The organism is Antribacter sp. NEAU-D49, assembly GCF_057158775.1.
Map to the genome: position 1 here is coordinate 114,268 of NZ_JBXTSN010000008.1, position 24,721 is coordinate 138,988.

Here is a 24,721-nt window from a genome sequence, read left to right on the forward strand (position 1 = left end):
GTCCGGTCGAGTGTCGTGCGACATGGATCGAGCCTCCTCCTTGCTCCAACCGCTTCCGTCAGTACGGCATGCGGGAAACCGACGACACCTTGAGGACGACGTCGGCGGGGAGGCCGTCGAAGAACGTCGCCCCCTGGTCGGAGATCTGGCTGGGCGCGAGGTTCTGTACGAGCACGCTCGTCGTCCCGAAGTTCTGCGAACCGTCAGCGCTCTGAGCCGTCACCTCGACCATGTACGAGTAGGTCTCCAGACCGCTGTTGGTGACGCGGACGGGGACAGTCGTCAGACCGTAGTCGTCGGTCACGTGCTGGCCCAGCACAGCATCTCCCGTGATGTCGAGAAACCCGACGATCTCGACGCTCTCGATCGTCAGCTCCGGCGCGACGGTGGCTCCACCGATCATCGTGCTGTACTCGAGCGCACCCACTACCGTGGCGTGCACCTTGAGGACGTCGCCCTGCGCAATCTCGCCGAGTGCGGCCACTGTGCCCGTGAGCATCGCGTTGGTGACAAGCTCGAACGTCTGGACGGGCTGAGTGGCTCCTACGTTGGCGCGCAGCGTCTCAGGCCCGGTCGCGGAGTCAAACTGGGTGACCTCGGCGAAGACGACGATCTTGGACCCGCTGGCCGCGTCGGGGTCTCGCGCGATCGTTTCCCAGCGGGCTGGGTCGACAACCTCGTACGTGGCAAGGTCCACGTGCTGTTCCTCCGTGCTGCCCGCCGCCTCGGCCGCAGCGTGATCCGAAGCGTCAGCCCCAGCGGGCCGTTCGATGCCGGGGAGCGTGAGGATCGGGGTGTCGTCGTCTGAGAGCACCTCGACGATCAGAGCGCCGATCAGCAGCGCGAACACCGCGCCGACGAAGGACAGGAAGATGCCTGCCGAAGCGACACCGCGCCCTCTGCTCGGATAGATCTCGCCAGACCGCCGGATGCCGACCATCCCGAAGATGAACGCCAGGACGCTCGTGGCAAACAGGGGGTTGAGAACCAAGGAGAGGATGCCGAGAACCAGGCTCGCAGTCGCCGCCGGATTGTTCTGCGGGGGGCGGGGCGCTTGCGGCGCCCACTGATACGGCGGCATCTGCGCTGAGACATGCTCTGCGGTCCTTTGTCGCGAAGGTCCCCTTCGGGCTGGGGACAGACGCACACGCTAGCCGTGCCCGTGGTCGCGAGCGCTTCGTGCGCCGCCATTCGCGGGGGTGAATCGATAGTTCACCCGAGCAACACCGACCCTGCCCGCCCGTCGACCGTCGGGTGAAACCCCACGCCGTACGGTCCCCTACCTCCGGTGATGGCTACGCTGGACCGCGTCCACGCAGGTCACAGCATCACAGGGTCGATGGTCAGGGGGCCGTCCGGGGATGTTCGACGTCGCAGCACGGATACGGGAGCGTGGCGTCGTCCTCCTCCCGCAGATCTCCTCCACGCAGTTCGAGAGACTGATGGCCGACCTGGGCACCGTGTACGCGCACCCCGACGGTGACGACCGCGGACGCACGTCCATCACCCCGACCGGTCGAACCGGTGAGCCTGGAGCGGGCTTTACCTTGGCGGCGCTCCCGGTGCACACGGATCGTTCCTCGATCCCCGATCCACCGCGGTTCCTCGGGATGCACCTGGTCCAGCAGGGCCCGACCTTCGGCGGATCTCCACTCTTCGCGGACCTCGAGCTCGTCACTGCCGGGCTAGAAGTGCAGGAGATCATGAGTCTCTCGATCGAGTTCCGCACCACTGCCACCCGGCTCCCCCTCCGCCTCGGACCAGGCGGCGGCTACCGGTACCGCGACGACGCCCACGCTCACCTCGCCGGACCGGCCGCCCTCGTGGCCGAGGTGCGCCGCCGCGTCACCCAAGTGACCCAGACCGTCGACTGGCTGCGCAGCGGCGACGCGTACGTCCTCGACAACCATCGGATCGCCCACGGACGCACGCTGATCACCGACCCGTCGCGGGCCGGGCTACGGATCCTCGCCCATGCACCCGAACCGACGGAGGCCCACCAGCCGTGACGATGACCATCCCCACCTGGACGTCACCGACTTTCGCCGAGGACGTTCGCGAGCAGCTCGCCAGGAATCTGTCCCCGGAACAGCTGGCGGAGGCGCTCGCGGACGAGTCCCGCCCGGCTGATGAGCGCTTTACGTGCCTCTACGCCCTCCTCCAGGATCTCAACAGGGAGGAGCGCGAGGTCGAGTACCGAGACCTCGTCACGCGGTACGAGAGCGAGTTCGGGTCGAACCCGTACTACGGCACCTTTCGAGCGATCGCCGCCGTCGGCGACGGCACCTCCGTCACCCGCCTGCGCCAGGCACTACGGCACTCCCGGCAGGCGATGAAGGCACTGGAGGACCGCCCAGGCGTGTGGCACCAGTACGCCGCCTTGTTCGCCGACCTCGGCGACCTGGCCCCAGAGCTGGTCACACCGGCCGAGCTAGCCTTCGCCCTGGAAGCTGTCGACACCGCCCTGCGCACGTCGACGCGTGACAACCCCAACTTCCACTTCACGCGGGCCCGCCTGCTCCACCTCGACGGCCGCGTCTCAGAGGCCTTGACCGAGATCCAGGTGGCGATCCACCATCAGGAGGCCCGCACCCCGGGCGGAGTACGTCGGCTCGCCCGGTACGAGGCGCTTCGCTCGCGACTCCTCATCGACCGGCAGGGCACTGACCTGCTCACGCAGATGGCCGAGACGAAGGCTGTGCTCGACGCCTCGCGCGGTGACCAGGTGCAGTTGCTCGGTGTTCTCGCCGCGGTCATCGCCCTGATTACCACGGCAGTCACGGTCGCCACACGTATCGACGTGTCCGACGGCGTCCCGCTGATCCTCGCCGCGACGGGCGCCATCACCATCGCCTTCTCCTGCCTGATGTGGGCCGGTGGCGTACGGTCGGTCTGGCGATTGGTCCCTGGCCTCGTACTCGGTCTCCTGATGTGCTTGTCGGCCACACACCTCGTCGGACTCGTCGACCTGGCCGCCTGGGTTGGCGCCGCTCCCCCAACTCCGACACCGGGAACCGACGGATGACGACGACCGTGACCAGTCTGACCGTGCTCGACACGGCGACGAGCAAGGGCGTCGGCGACTTCAATGAGGATCTCGCCGGGTCGTCCGGGTCGTACGCCTGGATGTTCGACGGCGCCACCGACATGCCTGACACTTTCCGGCCCGACCCGAACGTCTCGGGCGCCTACTGGATCGCCCACGCCGGCGACGCCTGGCTGCGCTCGCGCCGACTCGAGGGCCGGCCCTCGCACCTGATCGGCGCTCTGGCGTCGCACATCGCGGCCCAGCTCAGCATCGCGGGAGTGCCTGATGGTGGCCTCCCTCCCGTCGCGTCTCTCGGGATTGTCCGATGTGCGGCTGGCCACGTCGAAGCCGCTCTTGTGGGCGACGTCTTCATCTATCACGCCAGAGAGGACGCCGTGCTGTCCAACCCTGCGTTCGGCAGCAACGAGCACCGAGCGGTCGCAGCACAAAGACTGGCCGGGCAGGCCGCTGACGGGGTAGCCGGCATCGTCGCGCGGCGACGCGGGTACCTCGCAGGCCAGCACGACGTCTGGGTCCTGGGCGACAACCCGGCTGCCGGTCCGGGAGCCCGGACGGCCACCTGGATGGCAGCGCCCGGAGATCTTCTGCTGCTCGCTACCGATGGCTTTGCACGCGCTGTCACCGACTACCACCTTGCCGATTCTTGGGCGGACCTCACTGCCCTCGTGGCGCAGCGGTCAGCGGAAGAGGTCATTGCGATGATCCGGCGCCACGAGGATGCGACCGACCCAGCGGCTCAATTCTTCAAGAAGTCCGACGATGCTTGCGTCTCTCTCCTTCAACTCACCTGACGGGACCTCATGCTCAACACCCGCTCCCCCGAGGAGCCGTACCTGGTCGAACGCAACGCCGGCTACTTCGAGTACCAGCTGCCGGTCTCGGTCAAGGCCGTCATCAGCTGGCGAGGGCGGCTCCCGCTCCTGCGGAACGAGCGCGACGAGTGGGAGCTCCCGGGCGGCAAGCTGGACCTCGGTGAGGATCCAGCCGCGTGCCTGGCCCGTGAGATCCAGGAGGAGCTCTCGTGGGACGCGGCCGTCGGCGATCCGTACTACGCGTGGGTCTACCAGATCTTTCCGCACCGTCACGTCTTCGTGCTCACGTTCCTGGCGACCTACGACGGCGACACCCCGCCCGCCTACAGCCATGAGCACAAGGAGCTCGTGCTGGTCTCGCCCGACGAGGTCGGTTCTCTGACGATGCCGGAGGACTACAAGGCCTCGATCCGCCTGGCCGCCGAGCGCGGCCACTTCGGGTAGCCGACCTACCCGTCGACCCGCAGCACCACCGACCGCAGCCCGAACCGCTGCGGCCCCTCCGCGAGCATCCCGGCCTCGATCAGCGCGTCCAGCGCGACCCGCACCTTGTCGCGGTCGAAGCTGCTCGTGGTCGTCCCGGTCTTCTCGTACGACAGGACCTCCATGAGACCGTCGTGGTCGCGCGGGTCGGTCCCCGAGGCGAGCACGCGGGTCATCGCCTCGCGCAGGTCGTCGACGGCGGTGTCGTCGAGCAGGTACGGGGCGTGCGGGTCGTCGTCGGGCACCAGCCAGGCGATGCGGATGAGCATCGGCATGGCTGCCGCCGCCCAGCCCTCCTCGGGGATGACGAACTGGTCGCCGCCCACCGTGAACGTGTAGGCGTTGCTCGGACTCGGCATGTCGTGCTCCACCGACGAAGCATGTCACGACGCCGACGTCCGCGCGTCGCCCGGCGAGTCGGCGGGGTAAACGTTTCACGCTCCTTGCGGGGCCGGGGCGGGCACCCCCATCGTGGCCCCGTCCGTGCAGCGCGCCCGCCGTCGGCGGGTGCTCGACAGGATCGGCACGAAGGAGTGCAACGCACATGTCGAAAACGATTACCAGGCCGCCTTCGGCACCGCCGTGGCGCCGTACGCTCACCCGGGCGCTTCTGGGCGCCGCCGCTGCCGTCGGGCTGGTCGTCCCGATGGCCACGCCCGCCGCGGCGGTCGACGTCAACGGCGAGGGCACCCACGACGGGTACTTCTACTCGTTCTGGACCGACTCCCAGGGCACCACGTCGATGGACCTGGGCTCCGGCGGCAGCTACACGCTCCGCTGGAACAACACGAACAACGTCGTGGCCGGCAAGGGCTGGAACCCCGGCACCACGAACCGCGTCGTGAACTACAACGCGTCGTCGTACAACCCGAACGGCAACTCGTACCTGGCGCTCTACGGCTGGACGCGTAACGCGCTCATCGAGTACTACGTGGTCGAGTCGTGGGGCTCCTGGCGCCCGCCGGGCGGCAGCCCGATCGGCACGCTCACGAGCGACGGCGGCACCTACGACGTCTACCGGACCCAGCGGGTCAACCAGCCGTCGATCGACGGCACCGCGACGTTCTACCAGTACTGGAGCGTCCGGACGAGCAAGAAGACGAGCGGCACGATCACGTTCGCCAACCACGTGGCCGGCTGGCAGCGGCTCGGGCTGCAGCTCGGGTCGTCGCACTACTACCAGATCATGGCGACCGAGGGGTACCAGTCGAGCGGCTCGGCCACGGTCACGGTCAGCTCCGGCAGCGGTGGCAACCCGACGACTCCCCCGCCGACCACGCCTCCGCCGACCAACCCGCCCCCCACCCCGCCGCCCGGGGGTGGCACGAGGAGCTGTGCGGCGACGCTGTCCGTCGTCAACTCGTGGAGCGGCGGCTATCAGGCCACCGTCACGGTCACGGCGGGCGGTGCGGCGATCAGCGGGTGGAGCACGGCGCTCAACCTGGGGTCGTCGAGCGTGAGCCAGTCCTGGAGCGCGACGTTCTCCGGGACGTCGGGCAACGTGAGTGCGACGAACGTCGCCTGGAACGGTGCGCTCGGCGCGGGCGCTTCCACGCAGTACGGCTGGGTGGGCACGGGCAGCGCGCCACCGTCGGGCACGGTCGGCTGCACCGCACGGTGACCGTCTGACCGCTGCCAGCCCCTGACCCCGTCGGCCAGGTAGCTGTTCCCCGTCCCAGCACCAGACGGGGAACAGCTACCTGGCCGCGGGCGTCAGAGCGTCAGTACGTCGCGCCCGACCGCTCCACCTCGGCCCACCAGGCGTCGAAGTCGATGCCCTTCTCCTTGGCCAGCTTCTCCAGGCCGGCCTTGGTCGGGGCCTGGAAGAGCTTCGGCTTGATCTTGCGGTCGCCGTCGGCGTACTTCCGCTGGAGCTTGGCCTGCTCCTCGGCGCTACCCTCCGCCTCGGCGAGCACCGCGCTGGTCGCGGCGACGCTCGCACCGGTCAGGACGCCGCTGACCAACGGGGTGTAGCCGTTGGCGTGGCCGAGCCGGTTGGGGTGGTACGACTCCTCGATGGGGCTCGAGTAACCGTTGATCCACTCGGTCGAGTCGCACACGGCGTGGCCGGTGAACCGGCTCACCGGGTTGACGAAGGTGAACCCCTTGGCCGAGGCGGCCGTCGCGATCACGGAGTTGATCGCCACGACGGCGTCGTTGAGCGCCGTCTCGTCGGCCGGGCTGAAGAAGGTCAGCCAGTCGCAGTCCTCGCCCATGAAGATCTTCGGGTAGCCGACGACGACCACCTTCGCGCCGGGCGCCCTGCCCTTGATGGAGGCGTAGAGGGTGTTGAGGCGGCCCGGCAGGGTGCTGGAGATGAACGTCCGCGCTCCGGCGACGGCGCCGGCGCAGTCGCTGGCCCACGCCGGGAGCGCGCACTCGGTGAGCACGTCGGCGAACCCGGCGTCGTTGCCGCCCACCGAGATGGTCACGTACCTCGTGCTCGAGCTGAGCGCGCCGAGCTGGGTGCTCGCGACGTCGGCCACGACCGCGCCCGAGCAGGCCCGGAAGTTGAGGCTGTACCCCTTGGCCGCTGCGGTCAGGCTGGCGTAGGCGTAGGTCGAGCGCAGGCACTCGGTCCCGTCGTTGATGTAGGTCCCCGTGCCGGTGCCGGACGAGTAGGAGTCGCCGAGGGCGACGTACGACTCGCCGGCCGCGTACGACGAGGTGGCGGGCGTCGCGACCAGCGCAGCGGTGGTAAAGCTCAGAGCCGCGATGGCGGCAAGGACACGCAACGGACGTTGCTTCATTGAGACGCTCCCGAAGGTCCGTCGAGTCACCCTGACTCGATCGGGTCCATTTATACGGGTTGTCCCATGAACGCGTAATGCCCGATGGGTGAACTTCTCAGCGAGGGGTCACGAGTCCGGGTTGCGATCGCTGCGCGTCGACCAGGTAGTCGTTTCCCCGTCCCAGCGCGGGACGGGGAACAGCTACCTGGTCGGCGACGAACCGGGAACAGCTACCTGGTCGCGGACCCGCCGGCCCGAGCGATCAGTCGTTGAAGTGCTTCCACTTCTGCCACGTCGCCTCGTTGCGTGCGCGGCGCGCCGTGCGGCGCTCACCTCTGGCTGCCCGCTGGGCGGCCACCCGCTCGTAGTGGACCGTCACGTCGTCGAACAACGTGGGCAGCGGTGCGGGGGTCTCCGCCGCCCGCGCGGCGGCCTCACCGATCCGCTCGGTCGCCTGCCCCACGACCTCCGACGCCCGGGCGAGCTCGCCCAAAAGTCCCTTCGCCTTGTGCCACAGGTCGCGGGCGAGAAAGAACGCCCCTACGAGCGTGCCCACCCCCAGCAGCGTCCACACCCAGAACCACATGGGGCAAAGCCTAGGGCGGATCTCACCCGTACGCTCCTGCTTGCCCACAGATCGTGACCAAACTCAGACCCGCCCGACGGCCCCGCGAACGAGGTAAGCGCTCACCGCCCGTAGGCGGCCAGCGCCTCCCGTCCGGCGGCCGCGATCTCCTCCGCCAGGTCCGCCGGAGCGACCGAGTGGACGTGCGGTGCGATCTCCAGCAGCAGCCTCCGCAGCCATGCCCGGTTGGTGACCCGAAGCCTCACCTCGAAGGACCCGTCGGGCAGGTTCCGCACCGACTCCACAGGCACCTCCTCGGCGACCCACCGCGCGCTCGACCCGAGCACCAGCGTCGCGACCGGCGCGTCACCCTTCGCGAACAGCGCCGCGAAATCGACCTCCGGCACCTCGTGCTCCCCCACCGGCTCGTCGAGCTCGACCGCTTCCACGATCCGGTCCACCCGGAACGTGCGCGGCCCGCCCGCCCGGTGGCACCAGGCCGCGAGGTACGCATACTCGTCCTGCGTCTGCAGCCGCACCGGGTCGACGTCGCGCTCCCCCGCCACGTCCGCCGACGTCACATACCGGATCCGCAGCCGGTGCCCCGCCGCCAGCGCCGACGAGATCGTCGCCACCACCTGCGGGTCCCCGCCCGGTGCCAGCCGCACGTCCACGGCGCTCGCGGCCTCGCCGGTGGCCTCGGTCAGCTTCGCCAGCGCGGACCGCACGACGGCGGCGCGGGTCGGGTCCGCCTGCACCGGCCCGGACGCCTCCATGGCCCGCAGCGCCGCGACCAGCGCCACGGCCTCCCGCGTCCCGAGGCGCAGGGGCCGCGTCATACCGCGCGCCTCGGTCAGGTGCACCACGCCCCGGTCGATGGACTCCGCGTCGAAGTCGAGCAGGTCGTCGGGCCAGTACCCCGGCGTGCCCGACACCCACAGCGCATCCACGTCCGCGAGGATCTGCCGCGGCGTCACCCCGAACCGGCGCGCCAGGTCCTCGACCGGCACCGGTCCCGCCCCGTCCAGGTACGCCACCAGGCCCAGCATGCGCAGCAGCCGGTCGTCCGCCCGTTCAGCCACGGGACACCCCCTCGTCGTCGCTGCCCGACCCCGGGGCCCCCTCGAAGCTCCGCAGCGAAGCCAGGACTTCGTGGGGTAGGGGCGACGACGTGGTCGCCCCCGGCGCAGAAGTCACCGAAGCCCCCGCAGGCGCCAGCGACGCCGCTGCCTCCAGCCGCCGCACCACCTCGTCGCGCAGCTCCGCCGGTTCCAGCACCAGCACCGCCGCCCCGTACCCGGTGATCTCGGCCGCCAGCCCGTACAGGCTGCGGAACGGCACCTCGACCAGGTCACGAGCCACGCCGTCGGCCCCGATCCCAGCCCCGGCCCGGGACGAGGAGTCCGGCAGCACCTTGCCCCGGGCGCGGAGCGTGCCCGCCCGCTCAGGACGCACCGCCAGCACCGCCACCCGCGTCTCCCCCGCTGCCTTGCCGAGCATCACGTCCGTGTCGAGGTCCTCCGGGATCTCGTAGGCCCGCGCAGGCCCGAACACCTTGACCCGCCCCTCGACCCGCGACAGGCGGAACACCCGCGGGGCGTCCCGCTCCCGGTCGTGCGCCAGGAGGTACCAGCCGCCACCCCGGGCCGCGATACGCCACGGCTCCACGTGCCGCGTCGTCACCTGCCCCGTCGACGCCGCCCGGTACGTGAACGTCACCGCCCGACGCGCCTCGATCGCCTCCAGCAGCGGACCGTAGGCACTACCCACCGCCCCCACCCGGGGAGCGAGACCCGCGAGAGCGTCCTGCGCCGCATCACCCGCCCCCGCCGCCCGCAGCTTCGTCATCGCCCGCGCGATGTCCGTCCGCAACGTCTTGTCCGCCCAGAACTGCGCAGCCAGGGACAGCACCCCCAGCTCCGCCGGCGTGAGATCGACGGGCGGCAACGCATACGCGTCCTGGTCGATCTTGTACCCGAGCTCGTCGGTATGACCACCACCCCCCACCGTCACGATCGGTATGCCGAGCTCACGCAGCATGTCCTTGTCGCGCTCGAACATCCGCTCGAAAGCGTCGTCGCTCGGGGCGTCCTGGTATCCGGCCACAGCCTGGCGCACCTGCTGCTTGGTCATCGCCGCATTCGTGTTCACGAGCGCGATGACCAGGTTGAGCAACCGCTCGGCGGGGTTGAGGTCTTCTGGCATCGGGACAAAGGTATCGCCAGGTAACCTCCCCCGTGTGATCACGTGGCGAATCGGCACCGTCCAGGCCGTCGGCAAAGGCTGGACCGGCGCGAGAGAGCTCACCGTCGAGCTCGACCGCCCCCTGCCCGGCCACACCCCCGACCCCGCCACCGGGCAGCACGTCCGCGCCCTCGCCTACACCGACCTCGTCGGCGAACCCACCCCCGGCGACCGCCTCCTCCTCAACGTCTCCGCCCTCGCCCGCGGCCTCGGCACCGGCGGGTACGCCCTCGTCGTCGGACCCGCCGACACAAACCTCCCTCCCGACCCCGCCCCCGGCCCCGGCCACCTCGTCAAGGCCCGCTACACGCCCCTGCAGGCCCTCGTCCTCGGCGTCGACGAGCAGGAATCCCCCCACCACCACACCCTCCGCGACGCCGACACCCTCGACGGCATGCCCGTCGTGGTCGCCGACCTCCACTCCGCCCTCCCCGCCATCGTCGCCGGAGCCCGCCACGCCGCCACCCTCGCCGGCCGCCCCGCCCCGAGAATCGCCTACGTCATGACCGACGGCGGCGCCCTCCCCGCCGCCTTCTCCCGGACCGTCGCCACCCTCCGCGACACCACCTGGATCGACACCTGCATCACCGTCGGCCAGGCCTACGGCGGCGACCTCGAAGCCGTCACCGTCCACACCGGCCTCCTCGCCGCCCACCACGTCACCCACGCAGACCTCGCGATCATCACCCAAGGACCCGGCAACCTCGGCACCGGCACCACCTGGGGCTACTCCGGCGTCGCCGCCGGCGAAGCCCTCAACGCCACCGCGGCGCTCGCGGGCCGGGCCGTCGCGTCCCTCCGCGTCTCCGGGGCCGACCCGCGCGACCGCCACCTCGGTGTCTCCCACCACTCCCTCACGGCCTACGGCCGTGTCGCGCTCGCCGCGGCGGACGTCCCCGTCCCCCGTCCCACGCCCGACGTCGAGGCCCTCCCCGCCTGGGGCGCGCCCCTCACCGAACGGGTGCGCACCCAGGCGAGCACCCTCGCTGCCCGCCACCGCCTGGTGGACGTGGTGGCCGACGCCGGGCTGGTCGCCGCCCTGCGCACCTCGCCCGCCGCCCTGCGCACCATGGGCCGCGACCTCGACGCCGACCCCGCCGCCTTCGTCGCGGCCGCAGTCGCCGGCGCGCACGCCGCCCACCTGCTCGGCGCGCACGCATGACCCCACGCGCACGGCTCGCCACCGTCCTCGTCCTCGTGGGGCTCGTGGTCCTGGGGGCCGCGACCGCCACCCCGTGGCGGTTCGACCTGCCCACGGAGACCCTGCCCACCGGGGGCCCGGCGATCGAGCTGCTGCCCAGCACCTCGCCCACCTCGCAGTCGCCCGAACCGGACTGGGAAGAGGTCACCCAGGACGACGGGGAGTGGCTCGCGCTCATCGGCGCGCTGATCGTCGGCGGCATCCTCGCCCTGATCGTCTGGGTGGCCGTCCGGCGCCTCCAGCACCTCGCCCGCCCCGACGAGAACCCCGAGACCGACGACCTCGAGCCCGGCAGCACCGGCGACGGCACCACCGAGGGCGTCGACCTTCCCGCCCTGGCCGATGCAGCGAACCACGCCCTCGACCGCCTCGACGACCACACCGAGCCGCGCGACGCCGTCGTCGCCGCCTGGGTGGCCCTCGAACGCGCCGCCGCCGACCAGGGCGCCGTCCGCGACCCGGCCCAGACCCCGACCGAGTTCACCAGCACCGTCCTGGAGCGCACCCCCGCCACGCCCGACGCCGTCACCGCGCTCCGCCGCCTCTACCAGGTGGCACGCTTCACCGACCGGACCGTCACCGCGGAACAGCGCGAGCAGGCCCGGGCCGCGCTCCGCGAGATCGCCCGCTCCCTGGGGGTACGCCCATGAGCCCGGGCACCATGACCGCCTACCGGCAGGCCGAGCACCGCCGCCGGATCCGCGCCGTCGTCACCGCAGCCGCCGTGTCGGGCGCCGCCGCGGTCCTCGTCTCCCTCCTCGGGTGGCTCGACCCCTGGCACGCCCTCGCCGGGGCCTGCGTCGTCACAGCCGCCACCGGCCTCGTCAAGGGCACCGAACAGCGCGAGGACGACCCCCGCTGGCCCCGCCGCGTCGAAGAGGTGCGCGCCGGCGGCCGCCACGACGTGTCCGACCTCGGCTGGTCCACCTTCGGCCGCGACGGACGCGTCACCGACCGCGTCGTGGGCCGCGTACGACAGCTCGCCGTCGCGCGCCTGCGCGTCCTCGGCGTCGACCCCTCCGACCCCGCCCAGCAGACCGAGGTGGAACGCCTCCTCGGTCCCGCCGTCGTCGCCGGGCTCAGCTCCCGCACCCCGCCCACGGCCCGCACCCTCCAGACCTGGCTCGACGCGATCGACCGGCTCGCCAACCAGAGAGGCACCGACGCATGAACGCCCCCGCACCCCTCCCCGTCCCCGAGGTCGCCGCGCTCGGCCGCAGCATCCTCGACGAGGTGGGCACCGCCGTCGTCGGCATGCGCGACGCGCTCGAGGTGGCGCTCGCGACCATCCTCGCGGGCGGGCACGTCCTGTTCGAGGACGTGCCGGGCCTCGGCAAGACCCTCGCCGCCCGGTCGCTCGCCTCCGCCCTCGGCCTGGACTTCGCACGCCTCCAGTGCACGCCCGACCTGCTGCCCGCCGACATCACCGGCTCGTCCGTGTTCGACCCGGCCACCCGCACCTTCGAGTTCCGCCCCGGCCCCGTGTTCACCGGCCTGTTCCTCGCGGACGAGATCAACCGCACCGCCCCCAAGACGCAGTCCGCGCTCCTCGAGGCCATGGCCGAGCGGCAGGTCTCCATCGAAGGCACCAGCCGCCCGCTGCCACGCCCCTTCCACGTCCTCGCCACATCCAACCCCGTCGAGTACGAAGGCACCTACCCGCTGCCCGAGGCGCAGCTCGACCGGTTCATGGTGCGGCTCGCCGTCGGCTACCCCGACCCCGGCCAGGAGGCCGAGGTGCTCCTCCGCCGCCTGGCCCGCCGCCAGGAGGCCGCACCCGTCAGCCAGGTCGTCGACGCCGCGACCGTCCTCGCCATGCAGGCCGGCGTCGAGGCCGTCCCCGTGGACCCCGACGTGGTGCGCTACTGCGTCGACCTCACCGCGGCCACCCGCACCCACAACGCCCTCGAGGTGGGCGCCTCCCCGCGCGGGTCCCAGACCCTCGTCCTCCTCGGCCGCGCCGTCGCCGTGCTCGACGGCCGCGACTTCGTGCTCCCTGAGGACATCAAGCGCGTCGCCGTCCCCGTGCTCGCCCACCGCCTTACGCTCACTCCCACCGCCTGGGCCTCCGCCCTGCGGCCCGAGTCCGTGGTGCGCGAGCTCCTCGACTCCGTCCCGACCCCGGCGACGGTGCGCGCTCAGTGACCGACGCCCCCGTCCTCCGCCCCGACGGCACCCGCGCCCCCGGGCGACCCTGGCCCACCGAGAAGGTCCGCTGGCGCACCACCTCCGCGTACGACGCCGCAGTCGTCGCCGGCGTGGTCCTCCTCGGCCTCGGCCTGATCACCGGCCGGGCCGACGTCGCCCTGCTCGGCGCTCCCGGCCTCGTCGCCGCCGCCCTGGCCCGCGGATCGCGCCCACGGTGGCTCGCCGAGGCGCGGCTCGACGAGCCCGCCGGACCCACCGCCCCCGGGGACGTGACCGCCATCGTCGTCGTCGACGCACCCCCCGAGGCCGACCTCGCGCACCTGCGCATCAACGCGCCCGGCCACCGCGAGACCCAGGTCATCGTGGCGGCCGGACCCGAGCGACGCATCCCGCTCACCCTCGCCTCCGTCCGGACCGGGCCGCAGGAGACCTTCACCGTAGGACTCCGCGCCTACGGGCCCGCCGGGGTCTGGGAGCAGCTCCCCGACGAGACCCGCGGCCGGCGCCGGCTCGTCCTGCCCGCCGCCTCCCCGCTCGGGCGCCTACCCCTCCCCGGACGGCTGCGCGGCCTCACGGGCCCCCACACGTCCCGCCGGCTCGGCGACGGCGCCGAGCTCCGCGACGTGCACCCCTTCGCCCCCGGCGACCGCCTCCGCCGCATCGACTGGCGCACCACCGCCCGCCGCTCCCCGGAGCTCGACACCCTCTACGTGCGGCGCACGTACGCCACCGCCGAAGCCACGGCGATGCTCGTGGTCGACTCGCGGGACGACGTCGGCCCCGACGTGCGCACCTGGCGCGGCTACGGCACCCAGCGCGTCGACGAGCCCACGTCGCTCGACCTCGCACGCAACGCCGCTGCCTCCATCGCCACCGCCCTGGTCGGCGCCGGCGACCGCGTGGGATTCCAGGACCTCGCGCTCCAGCGCCGGCCACTGCCGCCCGCCGCCGGGCAGCGCCACCTCCGCCGGCTGCTCCACGCGCTCGCCCTGGCCCACCCCCTGGACCGCGCGACACTCCACCGCGTGCGACCGCCCCAGGTCCCCGCCGACGCCATCGTCTACCTCTTCACCACCATGCTCGACGACGAGCCCCTCGGCCTCGTCCGCACCTGGCGCGAGCTCGGCCACGCCGTCGTCCTCGTCGACACCCTTCCCGACCTGCACGCCGTCGCCGAGCCCCACCTCCGCATCGGCTGGCGCATCGCCCGCATGGAGCGCGACGACCGCCTCGCCGCCCTCCGCCGCGAAGGAGTCCCCGTGATCCCGTGGGCAGGATCCCAGCGCACCCAGGCCGCGACCCGGCTCGAAGCCGCCGCCCGCCAGGACGAACGGCTCCGGCGATGACCCTCTTCGACAGCGGACGACGCAGGCTCGCGACCGCCTGGCGCACCCTCGCCCGAGTAGTCCTCACCGTCGTACGCACGCCGAGGGCCGAGCGCGTCTCCGCCGACCGGCCCCTCCCGTCGCTGAGCGTCGGCACCGGCCCCACCCTCCCCGGCTGGGTCCTGCGGCCCCTCCTGGCGCTCACCGCGGCCGCGCTCCTTGCGGGGGCAGCCGCGCGGAACGACGCGCTCACCGCAGCGCTCGTGGTGTCCGTCGGCATGGTCGCCGTGGTGACCCTGGCGGTCGTGCCGCGGCCCGCCGTGGCGGGCGTGGTGCTCGTCGGGTCGGGGCTGCTGCTCGCGGGGTCGGCCCTCGCCCCGTTCGACCCCTGGGTGCTGCTCCTCGCGCCGCTCGGCTACGTGGTGGTGCGCCTCGCGTGGTTCGCCGACCGGGTGCCGCTCACCGCGCGGATCGAGCGGGCCGCGCTGGTGCACGGGTGGCGGCGGGACGCGACGATCCTCGCCGCGACCGTCCTGCTGGGAGCCCTCGCACTCGTCTCCACCGGCGTCTCCACCGGGGTGGGCATGCTCGTCGGCGGGTTCGCGCTCGTCGTGCTCGTGTGGGTGGTCGCGCTGGCGACCTCCGCCCCGGCACGTGACGATGGTCGGGACTGATCGACCGTCTACCGCGAGGAGGCTCCCCCATGCCGCCCCAGAACAAGAAGTCGCCGTCGAAGTCCGGGTCGTCGAAGGCGTCCGCGTCGCCCGCGCCGCGCTACACCGTCCCCTCGCTCACCATCGACGAGGGCGGGCAGGTCGCAGCGATCCTCCAGCAGCGGCTGCACTCGCTCAACGACCTGCACCTCACCCTCAAGCACATCCACTGGAACGTGGTGGGGCCGCACTTCATCGGCGTCCACGAGATGCTCGACCCGCAGGTGGACGCCGTCCGCCTCATGGTGGACGCGATCGCCGAGCGCATCGCCACCCTGGGCGTCGCCCCGATGGGCACGCCCGGCGCGCTCGTAGCGGCCCGCACCTGGGAGGACTACCACCTGGGCCGCGCCACCGCGATCGAGCACCTGGGCGCGCTCGACGAGGTGTACGAGGGAGTGATCACCGACCATCGCCAGGCCGCCGAGGACACCGAGAAGCTCGACACGGTGACCAACGACCTGCTCGTCGGCCACCTCCACGAGCTCGAGCAGTTCCACTGGTTCGTGCGGGCGCACCTGGAGTCGGCGTCGGGCGCGCTGTCCACCGGCGAGGCCGCGACGGAGCTCGACGCGGCGAAGGCAGCACGGAAGGGCGCAAAGGCCACCGACTGACCCTCCCGCATCTCGCTGTGGGTACGCAGCTGGTCACCGATTCTCACGAGTCGGCGACCAGTTGCGTACCCACAGCGGCGAACGGGGGCGGTAGCGTTCCCGCGTGACCGTTATCACCCCTGCCGTGATCCGCCCGTACCGCCTCGGCGACCGCGACGCCATCGCCGAGATCTGCGTCCGCACCGCCGCGGGCGGCGGTGACTGCCGCGGGATCTACTCGTCCGACGACCTCATGCCCGAGGTCTACGCCCTCCCCTACGTCGACGCGGCACCTGACCTCGCATGGACCGTCGTGGTCCCCGGCGGCACGGTCGAGCCGGGCGACGAGCGGCTGCTCGTCGAGGACGGCCGCGCCGTCGGCTACGTCGTCGGGGTCGCCGACACCCGCGCCTTCGTCGAGTGGTGGCAGCGCGAGTGGGCACCCGGCTTCGTCGCCCGGCACCCCGAGCCCGGGCCGCCCACGGGGCACAACCCGGCGTACACGGAGGCCGCGCTCGTGAAGTCCGGCGCCGACCCCACGCGCATGATCACCGGGATCTCGGCCGAAGAGCTCGACGCCTACCCCGCGCACCTGCACATCGACCTCCTCCCCGACGCGCAACGCCAGGGCCTCGGCAGCCGGCTCCTCGACACGCTCCGCGCAGCCCTTGCCGAGCGCGGCGTGCCTGGGGTGCACCTCGGCATGGACCCCGCCAACGTCGCCGCGCGCGCCTTCTACGACCGGTACGGCTTCGTCGAGCTGCCGTCGCACCGCCAGGACGTACCGCTGCTGGGTATCACGACGAGCTGACGCCCACCCCCCTTCCCTCGGCCCGTCCCCGCGATCAGGCGATTGCGCAGCGATTCCGGCCAGAATCGCTGCGCAATCGCCTGATCGCGCTTGACGCCGTTGTTCCGGGCTTTTGTGGTGACGTGTTTGCGCGGGCCTCGAGGTGCGTTTCTACGCGCTTGGCACACTATTTTTCCCAGGAGAAGACGAGTCCGCCGACGTCGTCGTCTCGTCCTCTGCCAGCCTCTCCGCCCAGACCCGGCGCACCTGCTCGAACCTCGTGGGCAGGGGCGGACGGAGGGCGCCGTAGCGGGCGTTCGTCCGGTGCACGAAGCGCCGCCACGACAGCACCAGGCCCTGCCGTGTGATGGGCAGACCGCTCGACACCGTGGTCCCGTTGTCGTGCGTGTGGTGCACGGTGAGCAGCAGCGCCCGCGGCACCGACCCCTCGAGGTCGGCGGCGAGCTCCTCACGGACCGTCATCCAGTGCTTGAGCACGAGCACCACCTCGGCGGGGAGCCGGTGCCGGCGCTCCGTCCGGTGCTTCCCGTGCTTCACGAGGACGCTCCCCTCCCCCGCCCGGGCCCCCACGGGGCCCAGGTCCAGGTCCTCCACGCGCACCCGCAGCAGGTCGCCGTACCGCGAGCCCGTGGACCGGACGAGGCCGGTGATCACCGCGAGCCGCACCAGCTCCGGCTTGGACCCGGGCCGTAGCGCCTCGACGGACAGCTCGCGCCAGATCCACTCGGCCTCGTCGAACGAGACGGTCGGTCGGGGGTAACGGGCGGCGCCGTCGGCCGGACGCTCGTCAGCCGGCGGCGTGGCAGCGGGCCCCTCTGTCTCGGGGCCGGGTGCGGGGCTCAGGTCGGTCATGCGGTCAAGTCTGGCGCTTGGCACACTATTCGTGAGGGAAGCGGGCGGGCGTGTCGTCCCCCGTAGGCTCGTGCGATGAGCTCCCTCCCCGGCACCCTGGCCTCCCCGGTCGACCACGAGCTCGTCGTGAAGAAGTCCCGCTTCCTCGCCCACGTCGCCCCGGTGGGCAGCGTCGAGGAGGCCGACGCCGTCGTCGCGCGCCTCCGCAAGCAGCTCTGGGACGCCCGCCACCACTGCGTGGCCCTCGTCGTGGGCCCGCACGCCGACCAGCAGCGCTCCACCGACGACGGCGAGCCCTCCGCCACCGCGGGCGTGCCCATGCTGGAGGTGCTGCGCCACCGCCACGTGACCGACGTCGTCGCCGTCGTCACCCGCTACTTCGGCGGCGTGCTCCTCGGTGCGGGCGGCCTGGTCCGCGCATACTCCGGCGCGGTCGCCGAGGCGCTCGACGTCGCCGACGCCCAGGGCCTCCTCCTGCGCCGCGAGATCCTCACCGAGGTGGAGGTCCCGGTCCCCCACGCGGACGCCGGCCGCCTGGACAACGTGCTGCGCGACTGGGCGGGCAGCCACGGTGCGGTCATGGGCACCCCCGCGTACGACGCCGTCGCCCACCTCCGCCTGCTCGTCCCGCCCGGGCAGCTCGCCGCCCTGCACGACGACGTCGCGGCCGCCTCCGCGGGCAGCCTCGCCCCCGTGGTGGGCGCGGAGCGCATCGTCGACGTGCCGGCGCGCTGAGCCGGCGCCCCGTTGTGGGTATGGCTGTGGCGTGAACTCCCGGCCGAATTCACGCCACAGCCATACCCACAACGGGACCTCAGCGGCGCGGGAGCTCGACCGGGTCCACCGCCGTGCCGAGGAGGTCGCGTGCCCACCAGCGGCCGGTGCGACGTCGTTCGTCGGGAGTGGTGTAGCGGTACCGGTACAGCAGGGCGCGCACGGCCCGTGGCCGCTGCCCGTCGAAGGGGTCGCGGGCGAGGAGCCGGAGGGTGTCGGGGTCGGCCTCCAGCAGGCGGCGGAGGAAGACCTGGAACCAGCCGGCCGGGTGCCCGAGCGGCAGGAACCACATCAGCCAGTCGAGACGGAGATGGTACGGCGCGACCTGGGGCGGGCGCCGGTCGAGGGCGCCGGGCTTGCCGCGGAACGGGTACTCGACCCAGTCGTCGGGTCCGGGGTTCTCGGCGAGGGTGCCCTCCACGACGATCTCGTCGCGCCGTCGGGTCACGGAGCCGAACGCCCCGTAGGCGTTGACGAGCCGGAAGGGCTCGAAGCTGGCGTTCATCTTCTGCCGGCGCGACGCGAGGTTGAGCGCGGGCCGCACGGAGAGGGCGGCGAGCAGGAGCACCGCCGCGGTCACGACGATCACGTAGGCGAGCGGGGCGTCGGGGGCTGTGGCCACGGGGGCGGGCGGGACGTCGTCGGGCAGCCCGGCCAGGCCGCCGAACCAGGCCCACGTGCCGTCGTCGATCATGGCGACGCCCAGGAGGATCGTGGCCCAGTTGAGCCACGCGAAGTTTCCGGTGACCACGAGCCAGCCCTGCGTGAGGGCGACGGCGATCCCGGCCACGGACGGGAGCGGCTGGGGCAGGAGGAGGAACCACGGCAGCACGAGCTGTGTCACGTGGTTCCCGACCACCTCCGTGCGGTGCCACCAGCGCGGCAGGTGGTGGGCGTGCCAGGAGAAGGGGCCGGGCAGCGGCTGGGTCTCGTGGTGGTAGTCGAGGGCGGTGAGGTCGCGCCAGGCGGGGTCGCCGCGCCACTTGATGAGGCCCGCGCCGAGCTCGAGGCGGAAGAGGAGCCAGCGGGCGGCGAGGACGACGAGGAACGGCACGGGCACGTCGTGCGAACCGAGGAGCGCGACGAGGAACCCTGCCTCGCAGAGCAGCGTCTCCCAGCCGAACCCGTAGAACGTCTGGCCCACGTTGACCAGCGACAGGTAGAGCCACCACAGCGCAAGGAACACGAGCATCGGCACCCACCAGGGTCCGGCCTGCGGCAGCCCGACGACGGCGCTCGCCCCGAGCAGCACCCCGCACCACGCGCACACGGCGAGCAGGCGGTCGGAGTACCGCCACCGGAACAGGGAGGGCCCGTCGAGCCAGCGGGTGCGGGCGACGAACCGCGGGACGGGGGTGAGGCCCCGCTCGCCGAGCAGCGGCCGGAACTGCCGCAGCGCGCCCCAGAACGCGAGCGCGTACAGCGCGCCGAACCCGCGCTGGAGCACCTCGCGCGCCACGTCGTAGTCGGCGGTGGACCACCAGCCGAGCCAGTCGGGCATGTTTCCACGCTAGCGGGGACGCTGGTAGGTCGCCGGGCTGCCCCCCGGTCGGCCGACCCGGCGACCAGGTAGCTGTTCCGCCACCGGCGCCGACCAGGTAGCTGTTCCCCGTCTGCGGCCGAGACGGGGAACAGCTACCTGGTCGCCGGGTCGGCAGGCGCGGGTTGCTGCTGCTCCCCCACCTCGCGACCCACCGCGACGAGGCGGTCGAGCAGCTCGCGGGCGGGCGGGGACGGCTCGCCGAGGGTCAGTGCCAGGATCTGCCGGACGGCGCCGTCGAGCGGCCGGGTCGTGATGCCCGGGTTGCGGTGGGCCCGCAGGGTGAGGCCCGGGAGCAGGCTGACGCCCGTCCCGGCGGCGACGAGGGCCTGGACCGCCACGTAGTCGTCCGTCTCGAAGGCGATGCGCGGGGCGAACCCGGCGGCCGAGCAGCGCGCGACGAGGTCGGCGCGACACCGCTCGCACCCGGCGATCCACTCGGCGTCCGCGAGGGCGGCGAGCCCGTCGACCTGGGCGGGGTAGGTGACGGCGTCGCGGGCACGCGGCAGGTCGGCAGGCGTGCTGGACAGCCCGTGGGTGGGGTGCTCGTCCGCAGGGTCGGACGCCGCCGCGCTCACCAGGTGCACCGCCTCGTCCATGACGGGCGTCACCTGGAAGCGGGAGAGGTCCTCGACGGAGCGGGTGTGCCGTACGTCGGTGTGCTCGAAGACGAGGGCGACGTCGACGTCCCCCGCGGAGAGCGCGGCGACCGCCTCGAGGGGCTCGGCCTCGAGGAGGCTGACGGAGAGACCGGGGTGGTCGCGCGTGAGGAGGCGGACGGCCTCGGGCACGAGGGTGGCCAGGGCGGAGGGGAACGCGGCGAGCCGGGCGCGGCCGGCCCGGAGGCCGGCGAGGGCGTCGAGCTCGCGGCGGGCGCCCTCGACACGGCCGAGGATCTCCTCGGCGCGGCTGGCGAGCAGCTTGCCCGCCTCGGTGAGGCGCACGCCGCGGCCGGCGCGCTGGAGGAGCGGGATCCCTGCCTCCGCCTCGAGGCGGGACAGGTGGTGGCTCACGGACGGCTGGGCGTAGTGGAGATCGCGCGCGGCGGCCGTCACGGAGCCAGTACGGGCGACGGCCGCCAGGACACGCAGGCGGGTCAGGTCGAGCTCTGCGGACATGTTCTCAGGCTACGCCCAACTCATCGATGCAGTTGATCGCGGTGAGCGAGAACAGGCATTGGACCGATGAGTCGTGGCCGGGCGACGCTGGTGGGCATGACGACCCGCACCGCGCACCCCGCCGCGTCCGCGCCATCCGCGCCGAGCCCGCCCTGGCCCGAGCCCGGCATCGCCGACGTCCTGGCCGCGAGCGCCCGGCTGGCGGGGCTGCTCGAGCGTACGCCGGTGGCGTCGTACGCGGAGCTGGACCGGGTCGCGGGTGCGAGCGTGGTGGTGAAGCACGAGAACCTGCAGCGTACGGGGGCCTTCAAGGCGCGCGGGGCGTTGAACCTGCTGCTGACGCTGGACGAGGCGGTGCGGCGCACGGGGGTGGTGGCGTACTCGACGGGGAACCACGCGCAGGGTGTGGCGTACGCGGCCCGGCACACGGGGACGCGCTGCACCATCGTGATGCCGGAGGGCCCGAACCCCGTCAAGGAGCGGGCGGTGCGTGACCTCGGGGCGGAGGTGGTGCTGCACGGGGCGACGTTCGACGACGCGCGGGCGTACGCGGAGCGGCTGGCGGGGCGGTCGGGGGCGCGGCTGGTGGGGGCGGCGAACGAGCCGGCGATCGTGGCGGGCGTGGGCACGCTGTACCTGGAGACGTTCCTGCAGGCGCCGGGCCTCGATGTGCTGGTGGTGCCGGTGGGTGGCGGTTCCGGTGCGGCGGCGGCGTGCCTGGTGGCGGAGGCTGTGTCGCCCGGGGTGGAGGTGGTGGCGGTGCAGTCGGCGGCGTCGCCGGCCGCTCACGACTCGTTCCGGGCCGGGGAGCTCGTTGCCCGGCCGAACGTCTCGCTGGCCGAAGGGCTGGCGACGGGGACGGGCTTCGCTCTGACGCAGCAGGTGATGCGGGGGCGGCTGGCCGACTTCGTGCTCGTCACGGACGAGGAGATCGCCCGGGCACAGCGGTTGTACCTGACGGCCGCGCGCACGGTCGCGGAGGGGGCGGGGGCTGCCGCCCTGGCGGCCGTCGTCGGGCAGCGGGAGCGGTTCGCGGGGCGCCGGGTGGGCGTGGTGTGTACCGGGGGGGAACGCGAGCGCGGCGGAGCTGCGCCGCTGCCTGGGCGCGTGATGCCGGGACTCGCGGGCCGCGCCGGCGCCGTCCGGGCCGCGCTGGGGGCAAACCGGGCATAGGCTCGCGAGCATGGCCCGCTACTTCGACGTCCACCCGGTGGACCCGCAGCCCCGCGTGGTGGGGCAGGTCGTCGCGATGCTCCGTGAGGACGCGCTGATCGCGTACCCGACGGACTCGTCGTACGCGCTGGGGTGCCGCATGGACTACCACGCCGGGGTGGACCGGATCCGCGCGATCCGGCGTCTGGACGACAAGCACCACTACACGCTGGTGTGCGCGGACTTCGCCCAGCTGGGCCAGCTCGTGAAGCTGGACAACGCGGCGTTCCGGGCTATCAAGGCGTCCACGCCGGGGCCGTACACGTTCATCCTGCCGGCCACGTCGGAGGTGCCGCGCCGGCTGGCGCACCCGAAGAAGAAGACGGTGGGCGTGCGGATCCCCGACTCGCGGGTGGTGCAGGCGCTGCTGCGGGAGCTGGGCGAGCCGCTGCTGTCGTCGACGCTGATCCTGCCGGGCGCGTCCGAGCCGCTCAGGGACGGGTGGACCATCAAGGAGGAGCTCGACCACGTGCTCGACGCTGTCGTGGACGGGGGCGAGGTGGGGGCGGAGCCGTCGACGGTGGTGGACTGGTCGGCCGGCTATCCGGAGGTGGTCCGGGTGGGAGCCGGGGACCCGTCGCGGTTCGAGTGACGAACGCCTCGCCCGGGCCGGGGCGCGGGCCTGGCGGTGGGGCGAGCACGGACGTCGCGGGCCCGGCGGGACCAGTAGCCTGGGCGGTATGACGACCTCGGCGACGGGCCTCGAGCAGGCCCGCCAGAAGATGACGGACGCGGGCGTGGCGCCTGCCGCGATCGAGACGTTCACGCGGTTCTACGGGCTGCTGGAGTCCGGCGAGTCGGGCCTCCTGCGCGAGAGCGACGTGGAGCCCCTGACCGACATCCCGCGGCACGCGGACCTCGACGTCGACGAGACCGAGGCGGCCGCGGCGCTCGCCCGGACCGCGATCATCAAGCTCAACGGCGGCCTGGGCACGTCCATGGGGATGGACCAGGCGAAGTCGCTCCTGCCGGTGCGCCAGGTGGCCGACGGCGGCACGCTCACCTTCCTCGACGTGATCGTGGGGCAGGTGCAGGCGGCGCGCGAGGCGACGGGCGCGCGCCTGCCGCTCATCCTCATGAACTCGTTCCGCACCCAGGAGGACACGCTCTCCGCCCTGGCCCCGTACGAGGACCTCGCGGTGGACGGCCTGCCGCTCGACTTCCTGCAGAACCGGGAGCCCAAGCTGCTCGCGGACACCCTGGAGCCGGTGTCCTGGCCCGCCGACCCGTCGCTGGAGTGGTGCCCGCCGGGTCACGGCGACCTGTACCCGGCGCTGCACGCGTCGGGCGTGGTCCGCGCGCTGCTCGACGCGGGTTTCAAGTACGCCTCGGTGTCCAACTCGGACAACCTGGGCGCGGCGCCCGACGCCGCGATCGCGGGCTGGTTCGCCGCCTCCGGCGCCCCGTACGCCGCCGAGCTGTGCCGCAAGACACCCGCGGACGTCAAGGGCGGGCAGCTCGTGGTGCGGACGTCGGACGGACGGATCGTGCAGCGGGAGACCGCGCAGACGCATCCCGACGACATGGCGGCGGCGCTCGACGCGTCGAAGCACCCGTTCTTCCACGCCAACAACCTCTGGTTCGACCTGGAGGCCCTGGCCGCCGAGCTCGACCGCACGGGCGGCGTGCTGGAGCTGCCGCTCATCCGCAACGAGAAGACGGTGGACCCGGCCGACCCGTCGTCGCCCAAGGTGGTCCAGATCGAGTCCGCCATGGGCGCGGCCGTGGCGGTGTTCGACGGCGCAGTCGCCATCGAGGTGGGCCGGGAGCGGTTCCTGCCCGTCAAGACGACGAACGACCTGCTGGTGCTCCGTTCCGACGTGTACGAGCTCACGGACGACTTCCGCCTCGTCGCGACGGCGCCCGCGCCGCTCGTGGACCTGGACACCAAGCACTTCAAGCTCGTGGGCGGCTTCTCCCAGCGGTTCGCCGCCGGGGCGCCGTCGCTGCGCGAGGCCGAGTCGCTCACCGTGCGGGGCGACTGGACGTTCGGCGCGGGCGTGCGCGTGACCGGCAAGGGGGCGCTCGAGGACCCGGGCACCCCGGCGCAGGTGCCCGACGGCGCCACGGTGGGCGCGGACGGCGTCGTCGGCTGAGGCTCGACCGCCCGAGGCTCACCGGCAGAGCAGAACGACCCCCGACCGAGGAGAAGAACGTGAACGAGTTCCTGAACGGCCCGTCCGACGGTTCGGCCGTCGCCCCCGCCGAGATCGACGTGGACGGGGACGGCGTGGTCGACATCCGGCTCGTGGACACCGACGGCGACGGCCGTGCCGACGCCCAGCTCGAGGACTACGACGGTGACGGCGTTCCCGACCTCGAGCTGTACGACACGGACGGCGACGGGCGTCCCGATGTCATGGTCGAGACCACGGCGGGGGTGCAGAGCATCTCCGTGGACCTCGACGGCGACGGCGAGCTCGAGGTGACCGACACGTTCGAGGTGGGCTCCGACCGGTAGGCCGGAGTGCCCTGCGCCACTCCCCTCAGGTTTCGGTCACGAAACCTTCTTGTGAAGATCTGCTGACATGAGATGAATGCCCCGTTAG

27 protein-coding genes are annotated in these 24,721 nt (G+C 72.7%); 18 read left to right on the plus strand and 9 right to left on the minus strand.

What is annotated here, in order from left to right; translation table 11 throughout:
* Nucleotides 1-58 precede the first annotated feature (58 nt).
* Nucleotides 59-1,081 carry a DUF4190 domain-containing protein gene (locus AC060K_RS08790; protein WP_483765100.1) on the minus strand — a complete coding sequence of 341 codons (1,023 nt, stop codon included), beginning with the start codon at nt 1,079-1,081 and terminating at the stop codon, nt 59-61.
* Between the two features lie 280 nt (nt 1,082-1,361).
* Here AC060K_RS08790 and AC060K_RS08795 point away from each other — a divergent pair, with 280 nt between their 5' ends.
* Genes AC060K_RS08795 through AC060K_RS08810 form a run of 4 tightly spaced genes read left to right on the plus strand, consistent with a single transcriptional unit; the run spans nt 1,362 to nt 4,305 of the window.
* Complete coding sequence (locus AC060K_RS08795; protein WP_483765048.1) at nt 1,362-2,009, plus strand: TauD/TfdA family dioxygenase; 648 nt, start codon at nt 1,362-1,364, stop codon at nt 2,007-2,009.
* A gap of 2 nt (nt 2,010-2,011) precedes the next feature.
* The gene (locus tag AC060K_RS08800) at nt 2,012-3,025 is read left to right on the plus strand and encodes a hypothetical protein (protein ID WP_483765049.1); all 1,014 of its coding nucleotides are present in this window, start codon (nt 2,012-2,014) and stop codon (nt 3,023-3,025) included.
* A complete protein-coding gene (locus tag AC060K_RS08805) occupies nt 3,022-3,840 on the plus strand; it encodes a hypothetical protein (protein WP_483765050.1) in 819 nt (272 codons plus the stop codon). The genes AC060K_RS08800 and AC060K_RS08805 overlap by 4 nt, the downstream gene beginning before the upstream one ends.
* Nucleotides 3,841-3,849: 9 nt before the next feature.
* Entirely contained in the window at nt 3,850-4,305 is a 456-nt protein-coding gene (locus AC060K_RS08810) for an NUDIX hydrolase (protein WP_483765051.1), read from the plus strand.
* Between the two features lie 5 nt (nt 4,306-4,310).
* Here the strand turns inward: AC060K_RS08810 and AC060K_RS08815 are convergent, their stop codons facing one another.
* Nucleotides 4,311-4,703 carry a hypothetical protein gene (locus tag AC060K_RS08815; protein WP_483765052.1) on the minus strand — a complete coding sequence of 131 codons (393 nt, stop codon included), beginning with the start codon at nt 4,701-4,703 and terminating at the stop codon, nt 4,311-4,313.
* A gap of 185 nt (nt 4,704-4,888) precedes the next feature.
* Here AC060K_RS08815 and AC060K_RS08820 point away from each other — a divergent pair, with 185 nt between their 5' ends.
* Complete coding sequence (locus AC060K_RS08820; RefSeq protein ID WP_483765053.1) at nt 4,889-5,965, plus strand: glycoside hydrolase family 11 protein; 1,077 nt, start codon at nt 4,889-4,891, stop codon at nt 5,963-5,965.
* A gap of 100 nt (nt 5,966-6,065) precedes the next feature.
* Here the strand turns inward: AC060K_RS08820 and AC060K_RS08825 are convergent, their stop codons facing one another.
* The 4 genes from AC060K_RS08825 to AC060K_RS08840 all read right to left on the minus strand — a co-directional run bounded on the left by AC060K_RS08825 (nt 6,066) and on the right by AC060K_RS08840 (nt 9,846).
* Nucleotides 6,066-7,094: an SGNH/GDSL hydrolase family protein gene (locus AC060K_RS08825; protein WP_483765054.1), complete on the minus strand. Its 1,029-nt coding sequence runs from the start codon at nt 7,092-7,094 to the stop codon at nt 6,066-6,068.
* Nucleotides 7,095-7,338: 244 nt separating this feature from the next.
* Complete coding sequence (locus tag AC060K_RS08830; protein WP_483765055.1) at nt 7,339-7,662, minus strand: hypothetical protein; 324 nt, start codon at nt 7,660-7,662, stop codon at nt 7,339-7,341.
* A gap of 101 nt (nt 7,663-7,763) precedes the next feature.
* Complete coding sequence (locus AC060K_RS08835) at nt 7,764-8,723, minus strand: helix-turn-helix transcriptional regulator (protein WP_483765056.1); 960 nt, start codon at nt 8,721-8,723, stop codon at nt 7,764-7,766.
* The gene (locus AC060K_RS08840; RefSeq protein ID WP_483765057.1) at nt 8,716-9,846 is read right to left on the minus strand and encodes a helix-turn-helix transcriptional regulator; all 1,131 of its coding nucleotides are present in this window, start codon (nt 9,844-9,846) and stop codon (nt 8,716-8,718) included. The genes AC060K_RS08835 and AC060K_RS08840 overlap by 8 nt, the downstream gene beginning before the upstream one ends.
* Before the next feature lie 34 nt (nt 9,847-9,880).
* Here AC060K_RS08840 and AC060K_RS08845 point away from each other — a divergent pair, with 34 nt between their 5' ends.
* From AC060K_RS08845 to AC060K_RS08880, 8 genes are all read left to right on the plus strand, one after another.
* On the plus strand, nt 9,881-11,047 hold the full coding sequence (locus AC060K_RS08845; RefSeq protein WP_483765058.1) for a DUF3866 family protein: 1,167 nt from the start codon (nt 9,881-9,883) through the stop codon (nt 11,045-11,047).
* The gene (locus tag AC060K_RS08850) at nt 11,044-11,736 is read left to right on the plus strand and encodes a DUF4129 domain-containing protein (RefSeq protein WP_483765059.1); all 693 of its coding nucleotides are present in this window, start codon (nt 11,044-11,046) and stop codon (nt 11,734-11,736) included. Before AC060K_RS08845 ends, AC060K_RS08850 begins: the two co-directional genes overlap by 4 nt.
* Complete coding sequence (locus AC060K_RS08855) at nt 11,733-12,257, plus strand: hypothetical protein (RefSeq protein WP_483765060.1); 525 nt, start codon at nt 11,733-11,735, stop codon at nt 12,255-12,257. Before AC060K_RS08850 ends, AC060K_RS08855 begins: the two co-directional genes overlap by 4 nt.
* Nucleotides 12,254-13,231 carry an AAA family ATPase gene (locus AC060K_RS08860; RefSeq protein WP_483765061.1) on the plus strand — a complete coding sequence of 326 codons (978 nt, stop codon included), beginning with the start codon at nt 12,254-12,256 and terminating at the stop codon, nt 13,229-13,231. The genes AC060K_RS08855 and AC060K_RS08860 overlap by 4 nt, the downstream gene beginning before the upstream one ends.
* Nucleotides 13,228-14,580, plus strand: coding sequence for a DUF58 domain-containing protein (locus AC060K_RS08865; RefSeq protein ID WP_483765062.1), 1,353 nt, complete (start codon nt 13,228-13,230; stop codon nt 14,578-14,580). The genes AC060K_RS08860 and AC060K_RS08865 overlap by 4 nt, the downstream gene beginning before the upstream one ends.
* Nucleotides 14,577-15,233: a hypothetical protein gene (locus AC060K_RS08870; protein ID WP_483765063.1), complete on the plus strand. Its 657-nt coding sequence runs from the start codon at nt 14,577-14,579 to the stop codon at nt 15,231-15,233. The genes AC060K_RS08865 and AC060K_RS08870 overlap by 4 nt, the downstream gene beginning before the upstream one ends.
* A 29-nt stretch (nt 15,234-15,262) precedes the next feature.
* A complete protein-coding gene (locus AC060K_RS08875) occupies nt 15,263-15,886 on the plus strand; it encodes a Dps family protein (RefSeq protein WP_483765064.1) in 624 nt (207 codons plus the stop codon).
* Nucleotides 15,887-15,989: 103 nt separating this feature from the next.
* Nucleotides 15,990-16,676, plus strand: coding sequence for a GNAT family N-acetyltransferase (locus AC060K_RS08880; RefSeq protein WP_483765065.1), 687 nt, complete (start codon nt 15,990-15,992; stop codon nt 16,674-16,676).
* 150 nt (nt 16,677-16,826) lie between these two features.
* Here the strand turns inward: AC060K_RS08880 and AC060K_RS08885 are convergent, their stop codons facing one another.
* Nucleotides 16,827-17,528, minus strand: a complete 702-nt coding sequence (locus AC060K_RS08885; RefSeq protein WP_483765066.1) for a tyrosine-type recombinase/integrase — start codon at nt 17,526-17,528, stop codon at nt 16,827-16,829.
* Between the two features lie 75 nt (nt 17,529-17,603).
* On the opposite strand from AC060K_RS08885, the gene AC060K_RS08890 reads away from it, so the two are divergent.
* A complete protein-coding gene (locus AC060K_RS08890) occupies nt 17,604-18,263 on the plus strand; it encodes an IMPACT family protein (protein WP_483765067.1) in 660 nt (219 codons plus the stop codon).
* Nucleotides 18,264-18,342: 79 nt separating this feature from the next.
* Here the strand turns inward: AC060K_RS08890 and AC060K_RS08895 are convergent, their stop codons facing one another.
* Complete coding sequence (locus AC060K_RS08895; protein WP_483765068.1) at nt 18,343-19,803, minus strand: lipase maturation factor family protein; 1,461 nt, start codon at nt 19,801-19,803, stop codon at nt 18,343-18,345.
* Between the two features lie 134 nt (nt 19,804-19,937).
* Entirely contained in the window at nt 19,938-20,960 is a 1,023-nt protein-coding gene (locus AC060K_RS08900; protein ID WP_483765069.1) for a LysR family transcriptional regulator, read from the minus strand.
* Nucleotides 20,961-21,056: 96 nt separating this feature from the next.
* Between AC060K_RS08900 and AC060K_RS08905 the strand changes: the two genes are divergently transcribed.
* The 4 genes from AC060K_RS08905 to AC060K_RS08920 all read left to right on the plus strand — a co-directional run bounded on the left by AC060K_RS08905 (nt 21,057) and on the right by AC060K_RS08920 (nt 24,633).
* The gene (locus AC060K_RS08905) at nt 21,057-22,133 is read left to right on the plus strand and encodes a threonine ammonia-lyase (RefSeq protein ID WP_483765070.1); all 1,077 of its coding nucleotides are present in this window, start codon (nt 21,057-21,059) and stop codon (nt 22,131-22,133) included.
* 10 nt (nt 22,134-22,143) lie between these two features.
* On the plus strand, nt 22,144-22,764 hold the full coding sequence (locus AC060K_RS08910; protein WP_483765071.1) for an L-threonylcarbamoyladenylate synthase: 621 nt from the start codon (nt 22,144-22,146) through the stop codon (nt 22,762-22,764).
* An 88-nt stretch (nt 22,765-22,852) separates the two neighbouring features.
* Nucleotides 22,853-24,268: a UTP--glucose-1-phosphate uridylyltransferase gene (locus AC060K_RS08915; RefSeq protein WP_483765072.1), complete on the plus strand. Its 1,416-nt coding sequence runs from the start codon at nt 22,853-22,855 to the stop codon at nt 24,266-24,268.
* 59 nt (nt 24,269-24,327) lie between these two features.
* A complete protein-coding gene (locus tag AC060K_RS08920) occupies nt 24,328-24,633 on the plus strand; it encodes a hypothetical protein (RefSeq protein WP_483765073.1) in 306 nt (101 codons plus the stop codon).
* The last annotated feature ends 88 nt before the right edge of the window (nt 24,634-24,721 follow it).

Bases quoted from the DNA above. Each gene is read 5' to 3' on its own strand.
- AC060K_RS08790 (WP_483765100.1), bottom strand. From the start codon at position 1,081: ATGCCGCCGTATCAGTGGGCGCCGCAAGCGCCCCGCCCCCCGCAGAAC.
- AC060K_RS08795 (WP_483765048.1), top strand. From the start codon at position 1,362: ATGTTCGACGTCGCAGCACGGATACGGGAGCGTGGCGTCGTCCTCCTC.
- AC060K_RS08800 (WP_483765049.1), top strand. From the start codon at position 2,012: ATGACCATCCCCACCTGGACGTCACCGACTTTCGCCGAGGACGTTCGC.
- AC060K_RS08805 (WP_483765050.1), top strand. From the start codon at position 3,022: ATGACGACGACCGTGACCAGTCTGACCGTGCTCGACACGGCGACGAGC.
- AC060K_RS08810 (WP_483765051.1), top strand. From the start codon at position 3,850: ATGCTCAACACCCGCTCCCCCGAGGAGCCGTACCTGGTCGAACGCAAC.
- AC060K_RS08815 (WP_483765052.1), bottom strand. From the start codon at position 4,703: ATGCCGAGTCCGAGCAACGCCTACACGTTCACGGTGGGCGGCGACCAG.
- AC060K_RS08820 (WP_483765053.1), top strand. From the start codon at position 4,889: ATGTCGAAAACGATTACCAGGCCGCCTTCGGCACCGCCGTGGCGCCGT.
- AC060K_RS08825 (WP_483765054.1), bottom strand. From the start codon at position 7,094: ATGAAGCAACGTCCGTTGCGTGTCCTTGCCGCCATCGCGGCTCTGAGC.
- AC060K_RS08830 (WP_483765055.1), bottom strand. From the start codon at position 7,662: ATGTGGTTCTGGGTGTGGACGCTGCTGGGGGTGGGCACGCTCGTAGGG.
- AC060K_RS08840 (WP_483765057.1), bottom strand. From the start codon at position 9,846: ATGCCAGAAGACCTCAACCCCGCCGAGCGGTTGCTCAACCTGGTCATC.
- AC060K_RS08850 (WP_483765059.1), top strand. From the start codon at position 11,044: ATGACCCCACGCGCACGGCTCGCCACCGTCCTCGTCCTCGTGGGGCTC.
- AC060K_RS08855 (WP_483765060.1), top strand. From the start codon at position 11,733: ATGAGCCCGGGCACCATGACCGCCTACCGGCAGGCCGAGCACCGCCGC.
- AC060K_RS08860 (WP_483765061.1), top strand. From the start codon at position 12,254: ATGAACGCCCCCGCACCCCTCCCCGTCCCCGAGGTCGCCGCGCTCGGC.
- AC060K_RS08870 (WP_483765063.1), top strand. From the start codon at position 14,577: ATGACCCTCTTCGACAGCGGACGACGCAGGCTCGCGACCGCCTGGCGC.
- AC060K_RS08875 (WP_483765064.1), top strand. From the start codon at position 15,263: ATGCCGCCCCAGAACAAGAAGTCGCCGTCGAAGTCCGGGTCGTCGAAG.
- AC060K_RS08885 (WP_483765066.1), bottom strand. From the start codon at position 17,528: ATGACCGACCTGAGCCCCGCACCCGGCCCCGAGACAGAGGGGCCCGCT.
- AC060K_RS08890 (WP_483765067.1), top strand. From the start codon at position 17,604: ATGAGCTCCCTCCCCGGCACCCTGGCCTCCCCGGTCGACCACGAGCTC.
- AC060K_RS08895 (WP_483765068.1), bottom strand. From the start codon at position 19,803: ATGCCCGACTGGCTCGGCTGGTGGTCCACCGCCGACTACGACGTGGCG.
- AC060K_RS08900 (WP_483765069.1), bottom strand. From the start codon at position 20,960: ATGTCCGCAGAGCTCGACCTGACCCGCCTGCGTGTCCTGGCGGCCGTC.
- AC060K_RS08905 (WP_483765070.1), top strand. From the start codon at position 21,057: ATGACGACCCGCACCGCGCACCCCGCCGCGTCCGCGCCATCCGCGCCG.
- AC060K_RS08910 (WP_483765071.1), top strand. From the start codon at position 22,144: ATGGCCCGCTACTTCGACGTCCACCCGGTGGACCCGCAGCCCCGCGTG.
- AC060K_RS08915 (WP_483765072.1), top strand. From the start codon at position 22,853: ATGACGACCTCGGCGACGGGCCTCGAGCAGGCCCGCCAGAAGATGACG.